Source organism: Chroococcidiopsis sp. [FACHB-1243] (genome assembly GCF_014696895.1).
Lineage (GTDB): Bacteria > Cyanobacteriota > Cyanobacteriia > Cyanobacteriales > Chroococcidiopsidaceae > Chroococcidiopsis.
The window spans coordinates 1-13,924 of record NZ_JACJQX010000076.1; the positions used below are offsets into that span (position 1 = coordinate 1).

The following is a 13,924-nucleotide window of genomic DNA, read 5'->3' on the forward strand; positions in this document are numbered from 1 at the left end:
CTGCCCTCACCTTCGATTCGTCCGTGACCGGAGGCTGCTAAAGCTTTGAAGATGCAAGCGCGAATTTTTTCCACTGCCCAGCCTTTAAGAGCATTGATCCGACTTTTGAGAAACGAAGCACTGACACCCTTACCGCACTTTTTCAAAACCTTCTCGGCTTGAGTTTGGACTTTGAGAAAAATGCCTTCTGGTTGGCGAGTAGGGGCGTTATGGGCATGGATCAGTTTGTGCTGGTCGAGGTAGAAAGAGGCAATTTCAATTGCATGTTGCATTGTCCGACCGCCGATCGTCATCTGGGGCTTTTCGCCACGCAGCACGGCATTGACAACGTGCAACCATAAGGCGATTCGAGCCGTGTAAGACTCAATTTTGGCGTAAACTAGCGACAGCCCAAAATGCTTTTCTTCCATCTCGGCGTTTACCAAAGTATGGTTCCAGCCCTGAAACAAGACTTTAGCTTCATGGGAAAGAAAGTAATCAGCTTCGGGTAGTTGTTCTAACTGGGCGTATAGCCAAGACAACTTTTCCTTTAACTCGTCGGCAGCTGGATTTGGAGTTGACAAAAGATCGAGAAATCTAGCTGGGGCATCCACGATTGAGCAGTAGAGGAACCGAGACGAGTAACCGCTAGCAATAAAGTTAACTTCGTCAGCTCCCATCAATCGCGCCAACGTATCCCATTGGTAAGTCCCCGTTTTGCTCAAAGCAACGCGCTTCAAGAATAGCCGCGCGTCGTGACGGTCGAAGTTACCGCCAGAGCCATTCCAAAACGATAGTTCTAGTTGCAGGTCATCGCCCTTACCGCTCTTGTACTGGTTCAATCGTTGGTAGTCAGCTACCAATTCGTCGATATATTCCAGCAAGCCGCGTGGATTCTCGTCATGAATGCGAATTTTGGTGGAAGTGGTGACGTTGTTGAGCAGCCGCCGCTGTCGCACTGGGACTTTGGCATCGCTGTCTTTGGTTGCCTCGTAGTCCTCCAAGGAGCGATCGTGAATTTCTTTGGCTGTTGCTTCCATTTCCTCTAGCGGTTTGAGGATGACCTGCTGCGGAGGAGTTTTGGCTTGACCGCTGTGGGCGATGTTGGCCGTCCAGAAAATACAAGGTTGGGCGTAACCACCTTGGGGATTGACAATAATTCTGGCTGCCGTACCGATGCGCGAGGCACTAGAAGGAAGTACCGTATTAAATAGATACTCTGGTGCAGTGGGCATGGCTGCTGAGGTTGCCATCAGTGGGTCGGATAATGTCTTGTCTAAGTACAGCCGGATATCCAGTCGTTTGCGGCAGCTCTTGAGAATTCCTTGAAAGGATTCAACCGCTTCGATGACTTCAGTAGCTAGTTCTCCTTCAGCGCGAATTATCCTAGCGAGCCGATCGATCTCGTTGTAGGTGCGACCTGTAGCACTAGCTAGCTCCATCAAAGCAGTGGCAGTAACAGATTCGCTGTCGCAGCGGTTGAGAATTTCTCGAATGCGATCGCACAGAGATACTGTAGCGACGGGTGGTTTGTTGCCAGCGTTGCTATTGTTGCTATAGCCGAAGCCACGACCAGCGGCATAGTTGCTATTTTTCCCAGTAGATTCTTGCTGTGGTTTGACGCGATGCTTCCAGTACCACCCCCTGATACAAGCGTCTACACCTTCGGGCGTACAGCTAGGAGTGGGATTGTCTTTCTCGGCTGACTGCCAAATTGTCTCTACTTCCCTAGACGGCAGAGGTGGAGAACAACGATTCGCATAATCTTCCAACAGTAGCCTGGGGTCGCCGTCAAAACTTTGACCGAGCGAGTGGAGGTAATTGGTAGTACCGATCAGGTCGCGAGCGAGTTTAGCTCCTTGGGCATTACGTCCGCCTTCTGCTACTCCCGCTCCCAGCAAGGAACGAGATTCTTTAGCAAGGCAGGCTTCTAGAGGAACTGAGGCAGGAACGGGAATAGAAATATCTTCAAAGCGCCGAGCCTGTGGTGCTACTAGATTAGTTTGAGATTGTGGTACTGATGAGGGCGACAAAGTTATAGCTGGTGTAGTAGATTGCGAAACTGGAATTGCCGAGCGTAGTTCTTGGTAGCTGTAGCACTTACCCGAAGAGTGGATAAGATCGCAACGTACTGGTTCATGCCCTGGTTTGATGTGGAAAGCCCCCGCCAATCGCATGACTCGACTAGGATTCTTCAGTGCCCGATCGGAAGCAGTATATGTGAGTAGAGCCGTTTGCAATTCTCGCCATTGTTCCACAGTAATCGGTTCGTCAAACACCCAATACGTATGAACTGACTTGCGGGTAGCAATTTGCATTGAAGGCTCTGGTAGCCCCAAGTCTTGCCAAAAATTAATTTGGTCTTCGATGGGTCTATCGTCAAACTCGCAGAAGATAGCACGACAGTACTGCACGTCTTCATCTTTATGTCCGCCGCCATTCACGACGATGTAAATGCCATAACCTTGTTCTTGCCAACGCTCTACCTGTTCCCAACTTAGCTTGTCGGCTTTGCGCCCAGTGTTAGGAGCATAGCGGGGGTCTTCTTTTGGTAGGAAAGCTCTGATATAGATGGCATCCCCACGCTTGTATCCGAGCATCTCTAACTGGGCGATCGCACTGGTGCGGTCTATCTGAAGCTTTTGGGATACAGATGGGCTAGAAGATATATTTTTTTGTGCTTGTTTCATCTCGAAATCTCTCTTTTTGGAGCCGAGACAAGCGATTTTAATCGATCTTTGCTATGATGATTTGCAGCAGTAAAGCATAGTCAAAAGCCCTTACTGCTGAACCGCTGGTCTCGGATTAGCATCAGTTGTCGAAATGTATGGTTTCTTTCTAGAAAGCCATACGTCCCACAGGGAGTCATGCTTGTGAGGTTGGTGCTCGCAAGACACGATCCCATATAAAAAAGATAAGATCGCAAACCTAAAGCCCTGACTGTTCCACCAGTGAGGGTTTTAGTGTTGGTAAGTCATTCGTATTGTTTATTCCCTGTTGCTTGAGCTATTGCATCTCTAGAGGATAACTCAAGCTTTTGGGTATAGAAGCGCGTTCGTTCTACTTTACTGGAAACCTCCTACCTTCATCACGCAGTAACTGCAAAAACAAATTCAACCTGGAACTGTTTTACCACTCCATTGCTAGAGTCTCAAGCCCCCGTGTAGCTGCATGTTTGGAACTGAATCGAACTTTTGACGCGGGCATCGTAGCAAAAACTTGACGCGGGCATCGTAGCACCTGTTGTGAAACCCGCGTCAGTCAAGCAGTCATATTTGAAACTTTTGAAAAACTTGACGCGGGCATCGTAGCAAAAACTTGACGCGGGCATCGTAGCAAACATCAAAAATTTGACGCGGGCATCGTAGCAGATTTTTACATCTCTTTACAAACACTGAAAGATTTTAGCTGTTAGATAAGGCTTTTCTATCTTCTAAGGATAAAATGCTGGCAGATCGCTGTCAGACTCCAATTGACTGGAAATTGTGTAGGCTAGCAAGCGCGTATAGGTGAGAAAATGGTAGAAGAGCGCGAGTATCTCGTTCCTATGGATGCCCAGTTACTTTCAATTCTGGCAACAGCTGGAGCGCCTTTTAAAGATCCCCTGGTTGACCTACCATTAGTTGAAAGTGGGATAGACGGGCAGTGCGCGATCGTCGTTCGAGTACGAGGAGGTTTATACCAAGACGATGATGGTTTGGAACTCGAACGTCGGTATCAGGTCGGCAAGCTCGAAGATGATGAATTTGATTTCATTCAGTCAAACTTAGCAACTTCAGTGCAAAACCCAGAATTTCGAGCGCACACCCAGAAAGTCATAAAGGCGCTTAGCGAAACAGATCCAGAACGGCATAGAGATGCTGAGATCAGACGATTGCAGAGAATTTTACTAGGAGTCAGTTTGTTTTGTGGGCCGCGAAATCTTGAAACCGTATATCTCATCTACAAAGCTGCATACGAACAGGGAACAAAGACACCACTAATTGATACGCGATTGCTATTAGAAGCAAGAGGATACAAACGACGAGAGAGTATTCGAGATTATGACTCGAATATTAGCAATCAGCTGGCACAAGAAATGCTTTCGATGCACCGTACTGAGATCGTCTTTCAAGCTGCTACTCCCGCACAGTCGGGTAAAAAAGGTTACAGAGATGTAGCTGTAGTGTATAAAAATATTCTCAGAATAAAAAGAGCTTTTTATCGGGATAGAGCGGAAGAAGTCGATTTTGAACGAGCTGGTGATTTAACTTTTCAACTTCCAGACATATACGAAGTTGAGTTAGGCTTCTACGATGAAAAGGACACTATCCTTTTAAGCCTCCCTGCGAGAGGTGTTCCGGCACCTAGTGCAAACTATTCAAGAGATTATCAATCTCGTTGCTTAGTATATATCATGGGCCGCTTAAGCTGGGATAAAAAGAATCCAATGTGGATTGGCAAAGCTACATTGCTAAGAAAATCAGGAATTCTGGGTGCTAATTCGAGTCGTAACAATCGACTACTCCAACAAGTGTTGGATGACTTGCTCGAACAAGAATACCTCCTGCAAGCTGAAATTGTTAGCAAGCCAGGGCAAAAGCAAGATGCTGTCAAAATTGTTCCAAACCCTGAAAAGATTCGCAGGAACCTTGCAAATTAAACCAGCAAATTATAAAGATAAATCCTTAGATACCTGGCAAGTAAATAATTACTTTAAGTAACTATATCTATCATTTCATTCAGTTTTAGATTCAGTCAAACTACTTATTAAATTAAGTATGGTTATCTAAATCATACAAAGCATTGTCGTTGAGAATAAATCAGATAAAAATCTGAGAAAATTTAAGAAATTCATCTGTTTTAATTAGAAGATATTTGAAAGTAAGATAAACCAAGTGTAGGAATATTGAGAAATAACGCTCGCAACAATTTTTCAGTAAAAGGCTTATGAGTGCCAGCCACTCGAAGCTATCGTTAATACACCTTAACTTGTTAACTACTTTTAATTCAGTATTACCGAACAGATGGAAGAAGAGTAAAATCGCTCGCATTGGAGCTAAGAGTAGCTTTATTGTATTCATTAAATATTTATGACTAAAAGAAGAGAAAGTACAGCAATGTCTACAGAACACATATCTAACGAAGCTAGTAATGAGTCTAATGTAGAAAATACAAACCCAGAATTGCAGAAAGCAAACCAAAAGCGTTTAGTAATAGTAACTGGTGACAAAGGAGGTGTAGGAAAGAGTACGTTTTCTAGAGGATTATTACAGGTATACATTAATAAAAAGATTAATCTGTTAGCCTACGACGCTGATAAACGCAATCCTCAGTTAGAGCGATATTACGGAAAAGATACTGTAAGATGCCTTGATATATTCAATCGGGGCGAAGCAGATATTTTATTAGTAAACTTGGACGAGCAACAGCCGCCTATTGCTTTATTAGATTTACCAGCTCAGTCTGGTAGCTTCTTTGAGACATTTGAGCGAGAGTTAAACATATTTGATTCTCTAAAAGACTGTGGTTATCAAATAACTATGGTTTCCGTAATTAGTCGAGTTAAAGATTCTGTCAGTCTATTAAAATTACTCTACGAATATTGTGGCGATCGCGTCGATTACTTGGTAGTCAAAAATTTATTTTACGGAGCGGAAGACAAGTTTGAACGCTACGACGAATCAAAACTGAGAAAGCAAATGAAAGATAAAGTAAGAGTTCAAGAAATAGCTATGCCCGATTTATTCTACAAAACATACGACTTCCTTGACGAACACAGTTTGCCATTTTCAGGAGTTTACGAACACGCTAAAGCAAATTTAGCAATCAGGTTGCGGGTCAAATCGTGGCTGGCTGAGTTTGAGAAGAACGCTTTAAAAGCTGACACAATTCTTGGTTTAGAGTAAATGTTGAGAAAGAGATTGTTAGTAACTGTTGGCGATGCTAGAGTAGGCAAGTCAACGGTAGCACGATTGCTCCTAGATTTATTGTTAGAAAAGCAAATTTCTGTCAGAGCTTATTATAACGGCGATCGCAATAAACTAGCACCATACCAGAAAATAGAGAAATTAGGCGTTGAAGAACTGCAACTGTCGAGAGGCGGTGCCGATCGTCTCCTGATAGACCTGGAATCGCTACCAGATTTAGCTGTGGTTTTGACAGACTTGCCAGGACAACACTTATCTGCCTTCAAATTCTTTGTAGAAGAATTTTTATTATTTGATACATTAGCATCGCTGGGTTATAGAATGACAGCCATTCATCCTATATCTCATCGACGCGACTGCGTGGAATACTTGCAAGAATTCTACAAGTTTTGCGGAGATAACATTGATTATATTGCGATCAAAAACAATTATTTCGATACAGATTTTCCCTACTACGATTCAAGTGAAACTCGTAGCTCGATCGAGGCTTTAGGCGGTAGAGAAGCCAACCTAGCCAATTTATCGCTCTTTGTCTACCAGCAATGCGAGGATTGCGGGCTACCGTACTCTCAAATCATCAGCGATTTAAAGGTTAATACTTTTTATCGCCATCTTCTATTTAGTTGGATGGAAAGCTTTTTCCATCAGTTTGCTCTCGACCCGAAGGCAGCCGACTATATAGGTCTGAATTGGAAAAATTATATTTCTACTGCTAGCGAAAGTAGTTTTTAAAGGAGATTTGTAGATGAACGTTGCTGCGATCGATGAAGTATTGGCAGAGTTCTCAACTGAAGAAAAAGAGAAAATTACTCAACTAATTTTGCAGTCGGGGATTAACCCTCGCGACCCGTTGATCGTGACAATGGCGACTTTAGCTAAAATCGATAGTCGCATCGACAGAATTCCAGAATCCTTGGGGACAATAATTAGCACTTGGACGGAAACTATCGATACCAAAATAACCCAGATTGTTCGTAGTGCAGTGACGCAGCAGAAAAAAGTGTTTTTAGAATCTATTAAGGATTTGCTAAATAAATCTTCTCCGACTCATTTTGCTAGTTCACCCATGCTGCACTCACTATATTTGATTGCAACTTTAGGGGGTGTATTGGCTTTGGGAACTGTTATCGGTACTTTTATATCTGCCAATACAATCGTTAAATTTGTTACTCCTAGTAACTTAAACTCTCAAGATAAAGCTTTGCTACAATGGGCGCGATCGGCAGATGGCAAGCAAGCTAAAGAACTTCAAAAGATCAATGCAGATGCAATATCTTTCTGCAAAAAACAAGTAAAAGAGCTAAAAGGAAAGTGCGTGATATCCATCCAGAATTAATTACAGTTATTATTTTTGTGTGAATAGTGCGAGAGATTGGTGCTGATAGCGCAGTCATTGCTCATTAGCACCAAATTCTCATACCATGCGTCCTGTATGTCAATCGCGGCACTTGTCATAATTTCTCAAGCATTGTGACTCCACTACCAATGGAACGATCGCGCGATCGCTATTCCCAATCCTTATTGCTCGAATTTTTATCGCTTGTTGTCACTGTCGAGAACTTAACTTTGATACTGTTTGCTATTCTTTGTTGTATTTTCGTCTAATTCTAGCTATGGTTTCTGTATCGACCAAACCTCGTTCTATAGCCACGCGCATGGCTTGCGTCCGACTATTAACATTGAGTTTTTGAAAGATTTTGTGCGTGTGAGTGCGTACCGTTCCAGGAGATATACATAGATTAGTAGCAATTTCTTCATTGGACATGCCCGCGCAGATCAGTTGTAGTACTTCGAGTTCTTTTGCTGTCAGTCGATCCGGACGTAGCATGTATTGGTAAAAATTTTGTTCGCTAAATTGAACGACTTCTTTTCTATTCGTTCTAAATTCTTCTACTATTGGCTTGCTAATCTTAGAATCTACCCACGATTCTCCCCTGTAGGTTGTGTATACGGCTTCCAACAACTTTTCGTCTTCTGCTAGTTTTGAACAGTAAGAGTCAGCGCCATTACCAAAAGCGGATTTGACGATCTCTTTGTGAGTTTCGCCCGATAAAATAATCACTTTAATATTACTGTACTTATACTTAATTTCTTCGGTAAGTTCTAAACCATTTTTGTCTGGTAGATTAATGTCGATAATGACGATATCGGGTTGGTATAAGTCAACCAGATTTAGTCCTTCTGCTGCCGTTGCTGCTTCTCCACAGACCTGAAGATCGGCTTTGGTGGATAGCAACGTGTTAATTCCAAACCTCGTAATCTTATGATCTTCTACCAGCACTATTTTTATTGTTTGCGTTGCTATGCTCGTCATACGTACTTAACCACTCCAGTTTCATAATAGTTATAACAAGCATCTATCTAAAGGTATAAATCTTTCACCTTAACTATAATAAAATTACCGATGTCCTAATCATTTCTTTATATAGATTTTTGCAGCAGTCGGCTGAAATCGCAGATCGAGCAATCGTCTATCTCTTTATGGCTAGCGACTACTGGAAACCAATCGGAGAAACTACTGACCTTCAGCGCCGCTAGATTTTTCAGCGATCGCACTGCTGACGGACTACTGAGCGAGTAATACGATCTTGATGGATGTGAATGATGCGCCGATTGCAATAGGTAGCGCACTTAGAGGAGTGAGGTCAGATGTCAGGTATGAAATCGCTAGCAGTAAACCAGCTGAAGAAATTACAAATTGACAATTTCGCATACGAAATATGGGTGTTGAAGGAGCTGACAGAACAACTCGCCCTTAAACTAGGCATAAGCTCTCAGCTGGTCATATAGCAGAATGCCACCGAGTTGCAACAGATGGGCGTTGGTGAAGCGTACCTATAAGTAATGCGGTAAGAATCGATCGATCGAGTACCAGCCCAATTAAGCGTGCATGGTAAAAAGCACTGCGACTAGCCAAGCTAAATCCTAGCAATTGGAGACGATCTGTGCTAGTTGGACGAGCATCAGCAGTGACTCGCCCAAGTGCAATTGAGCGACTCGATTAGCAATATTTCCTTTATAGTCGTCTCTCGTCAATTTCAAAAAGTAGTAAGTATGGAAAATATAGCTTTGTTCAGGGGCGAAGATAGTAGCAATGAGTTGACGGATATTCTATCAGAAGATTATAACGTTGTAGAATTTAGTACTGTATACAAATTTTTATATGTTTGCCGTCATAGATTTACTGGTTTATTAGTCATAGATTCTAGCTTTGAGGAAGATATTTGTTTTGCCATCGATACTGTGAGAAAGCTATTTACAGAACGTATACCTATTTTACTAGTATGCCATCCACAAGACTTAAAAGTTATTAATCCTACCCAGAGCGACATCGATAGCTTTATTTTATATCCGGTGAATCGAGGTGAGCTAAAATTAAGAATCGATTTATTATTTCGACTCGATCGTTTCGTGCAAGATAAGCTGCAAGACATTCGCCATCGCGATGAATTCTTTGGTAGGATCGGTCACGATATGTCTAATCCTTTAGTAGCCGTTAATCGAGTCCTCAAACATTTGAATCAAGGTTTATACGGTTGTTCGTTAGCAGATATTTCTTCTGTAGTTGAGAGTGTAATTGAGAATAATAATGCATTGTTAAAGTTTTTAGGTTCTATGTCCTCACAGGCATACTTATCTGCATTAGAATGCGATTATCAAAAAGTTGAGTTAGTTGATATAAAAGAAGTGATGACTACGGTTGCCAAGCAAACGCAGCCATTAGCACAAACAAAAGAATTAGAATTGAAAGTAGAATTTGCCACCGAGTTTGTTAGCGGCACTAGGATTTGGGCAGAGCCAACTTTGATTTGGCGGATGGCTTTTAACCTCGTACACAACGCAATTAAATATACTAATAGAGGTTGCATTCTTCTATCACTTTACAATTTAGAACGAGACTTGGTATTGCACGTAGAAGATACGGGTGTGGGAATCGGTGAAGAACAGCTTCGGTTTTTGGTCGAACCAGTTGTATCTATTGGTAGGCAAGGCTTGAGAATGGGGTTGCGGGCAATCGACTCGATTGCAGAAGTGCATCAAGCTAACTTACAAGTGGCTTGTGCTTTGAGTGGAGGTACGGTATTTTGCATCCCTTTCAGGCAAAACTCCGATTCTAGCTATGGTATTGAGAGATACTTGATACAGCAGCATTCCTACTGAAGGATTCCCCTACACGCCTAATTGGATGTAATGTGGTAATAATTCAATTGAGCCTTGCAACCCATGTCAGCGAAAGATTCTGCAAATAATCTCGATATTTTCTTAGCCAAGTTAGAAAATTTTGTCTGTTGGTTGCTGTTTGGGGTATTGCTAGTTATTGCCGCACACGCGCTCTTACTGTTGCAGATTGCTACATGTTATTACGTTGCTACTGCTATACTAGTTTGTCCTCGTACTCCTTTAAAGAATAACCTGAGAGTAGCTTTAGTTATTTTAGCTTTCATTATTGGCATAGCATTCAGTTTGATTTGACTTAGTTTGACGCTCTTGCCGACAGTATTTATTTGGGGAATTAAAAGCATCAATCTCCCATTTCTGGCTGCGCTTTCTTTGATTCTAAAGCTCGTTTTTGTGCTTCAGCTATAGTCAAAATTCTAAACTTTTCTACTTCTTCTGCTTGAATGTCCGCTGAGCTACTAGCAGGGATATCAGTAGTCGTTTCTGTTGACTGGCTATTGTCTGGTGTCGCTACTTGTTTTTGTTTATCTTTGGAGACAAATCGACGGAAGGCTAAACGAAGAAAATCTGCCAACGGTTCTTGCTGCTGTACCAGTGCAGTGTTAGTATGTTGTTTGCTTGCCGAACGCTCTTGTAGCAGCGTTGCAGTATTACTATTGCTGTCATTCGTATCAGTTTTATCTTTGTCAGCTTCTACTTCCAGCATTTGGTTGTTTGGGCGTTTGTCGCCTCGTTCCTTGCCGGAGAAGCTCTCTCGTTCTATTAACTTCATTTCCAGCAGTTCTACTTTGGTACTAATATTTTGGATATAGTTCGCTAGGTCTGCGATCGCATTTTCTTGAGTGCGGCGGTCGAGGCTTTCGACGCTTTCATAGTTGGTGGGAACATCTGATGCGATTTTAGAAATAATTAATGCCACTTGTTCGTAAGGCAGATTTAGACGAGAACAGAGAGTGCTAAAGGCTAGCTCGGAACTAAAACCTGGAGTAGTTTCGCTCATGGTATTTTTATGGCTCTAAAAGATTTTTCTGAACGTTTTTGATTGCAGAATCAATTTGTATGTTTGCGACTTTGAAATAATTTATAACTTCTGGCGTTAATTGCTGTTGATGAATTTTACCTTGTTGAATATCGAGAATTTTATTGCCATTTTTATCGGAAATTGACAAATTTTGTTTTTGGCTATCAAGCAGTACGTCATAGTGTTTGCCGATCGCTTGCAGAGAATTATTTGGCAGGGAAGTACCGAGGATTTTTGCGATTTTTTCAGCGTGGTGAGCTAATTCACTCGCCGAACAAAGCGTCGCTAAGTCAGCTTGCATTGCCAAGCAAGCTTTGTCGCTTAACCTTCCAGTTGCTTCCCATTCTGCTTTTACTGCTTCAATGCGTTGGATGTATGGAGGAGACTTACCGAGAATTGTGGCTGCTTTCAGCCAATTATCTATACTTTTGTCAGTCGTCACGGTAGAACTTTCGCTGCCAGACTCGTTCCAACCTAAAACGCTCTGCATTCCAGCTAGGCTCGGTTCGGAAGTTAGGAGTGCGTTGGAGTCAGGAGCAGCGGTAGCAGGCGTGGAAAGCGTAATTTCGCGAGTTTGCGTGTAACCTGTCATCAGAGCGCGTAGAAAAGGAGACCGATCGCCTCGACCTTCCCAATAGCTGTCGTGCGTGGCGGTGACGTAGTGGGTGCAATTTTCCAACCACTGGACTCCGCCGCGTGAGGCGATCGCTTGATAAAGTTTGGGGTGTTGTTCGAGTTTGGCTTGAATAATTTCTGCCATCAGTTCGATCCGTTCTTCGCCTAGTGGTAGTGCTGTTTTATAGTGTTGGTATGCTTGTTCGGCAGAGGCAAAAGGAACGCCAGCTGGTTTGTCCTGACTATAGGTTTCAGGTCCGTAAGTACCAGCTTTCACTGCCGGATTATCTCGGAAGGAAACAGGGTAGTCACCTTGGATGCGTCCTTTGGCTTTCGATTTGACTGTGGGATTTGTCAGAGCTGCCCCTAAAGGGTCTTGGCTGCCAGAGCTAATGTTGATGCCAGGATGTACTTGCGATCGCAGTGTTGGGGGAGCATTTGCTCGCTCCGTTTGCTGTAACGCTGGAAATGGGGCAATTTTGCCGTCAATGTAATCGCCCAGTGGTTCCATAAATAGACCGTAGATTTTCCCCTTACTAGCTTGAGCTTGGGTGAGTTCCTTGACTGAATGTTTTTCCCAAGCTGCCCAGGCTTGCTGGTAGGTTGAATCGGCGATCGCTTCGGTTGAGATCTCGTACTGCTTGCCAACACGGAATGCAACCTGCCGCCCATCTTTACCTACAGCAATAGCAATATCCCCTTCTTTGATCCCGTATGCTTTTTCATAATCAATACCTCTAGTGGTATGCACTCTGCCATAGCCCCGCATGGCATCGATAGTCGTATTAACGGGTAGGGTTTTGGGTTCATCGTAGGTGTGAAGGTCATATACCATCGGGACTGGCTTTCCAGAGATTATTGAATTTGGTATTCGGGGATTAGTAGCGCGAGTAGCAGTTTGGTTGCCATAAGCAACAATCTCTTGAATGCTAAGTTGAGAATTCTGTTCTGCTGTTGGCTGTCCTGTAGAAGCAGGGATTTGCTCTCGCTGTGTAGCAGTAAGGCTGGCATCTGTGGCTTGAGTTACAACCCGATTGTTACTGTCGGACGATCTGCCAGTAAGCTGATGAGTGACGGCGAATTCCAGTTGTCCGAGCAATTCTTGAGGTCTTGCAGGCAGGCGATCGAGAATTTGCTGGTATTCGCTTTTGGCTGGTATATTAGCTTGAGACATGAGACTGTCAAACTGACTGAGATTTTCATTCAGTAAGTTTAGTTTTTGCTCGTACTGCTCGTAGCCTTCTACAGTACTAATGTCAATTGCTTCTCCCAATTTAGAGCCAATTTTTTGTTGAATGACTTCATCATTAAACTTATTTCGCTCTATAACAAACGCAATACAATTATTTTCAATAAAAGATTGAATTTTTATGCCTTGAGAAGACAACCAACTGCTAACTAAAATACTGTCCTGAGCAGGCACAACTAGTCCATAAGCTTCTGTTTGAATGGTAGTATTGGTATTACCATCTGTATAACTCTGATGAGGATTGTAAAATAAAACAGATTGCTCTGTAATAGGAATATCTAATACGGGCGGCGTTGCGTCTGCTACTTTGCCAAATTTAGCATGAAGGTTTTCCAGGATTTCTGGACGGATAGTGCTACCAGAGAGCATGAATACTGCCAGACCTTTTTGGGTTTCTCTTCTAGCTTCTGCTGGTGGAAGTTGGGAGTATTCAATAGCTACTTTAGTCAACCAATTACTAACTGTGTCAACTTTACGGCTGTCAACAGCTAAACCTACTAAACCAAGCATTTTATCTTCTTGGCTTTGGAAGAGTATTGTAGGGCGTTCAGTAATGATATTGTGGATTTGGCTATGAATTTGCTGCCGCTCTTTTTGGCTAGAGTTTTGCTGAATGTCGATTGTGGTATTTAATGAGCTTTCTTTTACCCATGTTTCTGGATACTGGACGGTAGTACTGTCTACTGTGACGATACAGCTAGTAAAATTACTTTGTATCTTACAGGGTAATGTACTGCTGCTACCATTAAATAGCCCTGCCGTTTTTAGAGCATTGAGAGCAGCTATAGATTCTTTAGTGTTGTTTAGTACGCCAACTGTTTTATTGTCAATTGCAAAGAAAACTCTTTCTTTATATCCCCTGGAAGAAGCAGAGAGCGTTCTAAATTCTTGGTCATCATAACTGATTCCTTTAAACTCATCATTAATTTTATGAATTTTCAGTAAATTACCAGTCGGTGTTTCAGCAATTAA

Annotated in this window: 9 protein-coding genes and 1 pseudogene; 6 read left to right on the forward strand and 4 right to left on the reverse strand. The window is 42.7% G+C overall.

Annotated features, from left to right (window positions below):
- Nucleotides 1-2,669: DUF3987 domain-containing protein (locus H6G17_RS30245; RefSeq protein WP_192162216.1), on the reverse strand; the 2,669-nt coding region annotated here is incomplete at its 3' end.
- A gap of 827 nt (nt 2,670-3,496) precedes the next feature.
- Here H6G17_RS30245 and H6G17_RS30250 point away from each other — a divergent pair.
- The 4 genes from H6G17_RS30250 to H6G17_RS30265 all read left to right on the forward strand — a co-directional run bounded on the left by H6G17_RS30250 (nt 3,497) and on the right by H6G17_RS30265 (nt 7,224).
- On the forward strand, nt 3,497-4,621 hold the full coding sequence (locus H6G17_RS30250) for a hypothetical protein (RefSeq protein ID WP_192162217.1): 1,125 nt from the start codon (nt 3,497-3,499) through the stop codon (nt 4,619-4,621).
- Between the two features lie 457 nt (nt 4,622-5,078).
- Complete coding sequence (locus tag H6G17_RS30255; protein ID WP_242038685.1) at nt 5,079-5,867, forward strand: chromosome partitioning protein ParA; 789 nt, start codon at nt 5,079-5,081, stop codon at nt 5,865-5,867.
- Nucleotides 5,868-6,620, forward strand: a complete 753-nt coding sequence (locus H6G17_RS30260; RefSeq protein ID WP_192162219.1) for a hypothetical protein — start codon at nt 5,868-5,870, stop codon at nt 6,618-6,620.
- Nucleotides 6,621-6,633: 13 nt separating this feature from the next.
- Nucleotides 6,634-7,224: a DUF6753 family protein gene (locus H6G17_RS30265; RefSeq protein ID WP_192162220.1), complete on the forward strand. Its 591-nt coding sequence runs from the start codon at nt 6,634-6,636 to the stop codon at nt 7,222-7,224.
- Between the two features lie 243 nt (nt 7,225-7,467).
- On the opposite strand, the gene H6G17_RS30270 is transcribed toward H6G17_RS30265, so the two are convergent.
- Complete coding sequence (locus H6G17_RS30270; protein WP_192162221.1) at nt 7,468-8,202, reverse strand: response regulator transcription factor; 735 nt, start codon at nt 8,200-8,202, stop codon at nt 7,468-7,470.
- A gap of 740 nt (nt 8,203-8,942) precedes the next feature.
- On the opposite strand from H6G17_RS30270, the gene H6G17_RS30275 reads away from it, so the two are divergent.
- Nucleotides 8,943-10,049, forward strand: a complete 1,107-nt coding sequence (locus tag H6G17_RS30275; protein ID WP_192162222.1) for a HAMP domain-containing sensor histidine kinase — start codon at nt 8,943-8,945, stop codon at nt 10,047-10,049.
- Between the two features lie 63 nt (nt 10,050-10,112).
- Nucleotides 10,113-10,361: a hypothetical protein gene (locus tag H6G17_RS30280; protein ID WP_192162223.1), complete on the forward strand. Its 249-nt coding sequence runs from the start codon at nt 10,113-10,115 to the stop codon at nt 10,359-10,361.
- Nucleotides 10,362-10,410: 49 nt separating this feature from the next.
- Here the strand turns inward: H6G17_RS30280 and H6G17_RS30285 are convergent, their stop codons facing one another.
- Together H6G17_RS30285 and H6G17_RS30290 are read right to left on the reverse strand one after the other, a co-directional pair.
- Nucleotides 10,411-11,067 carry a hypothetical protein gene (locus tag H6G17_RS30285; RefSeq protein ID WP_192162224.1) on the reverse strand — a complete coding sequence of 219 codons (657 nt, stop codon included), beginning with the start codon at nt 11,065-11,067 and terminating at the stop codon, nt 10,411-10,413.
- A 7-nt stretch (nt 11,068-11,074) separates the two neighbouring features.
- Nucleotides 11,075-13,924: pseudogene (locus tag H6G17_RS30290) on the reverse strand (hypothetical protein); the annotation flags it as partial.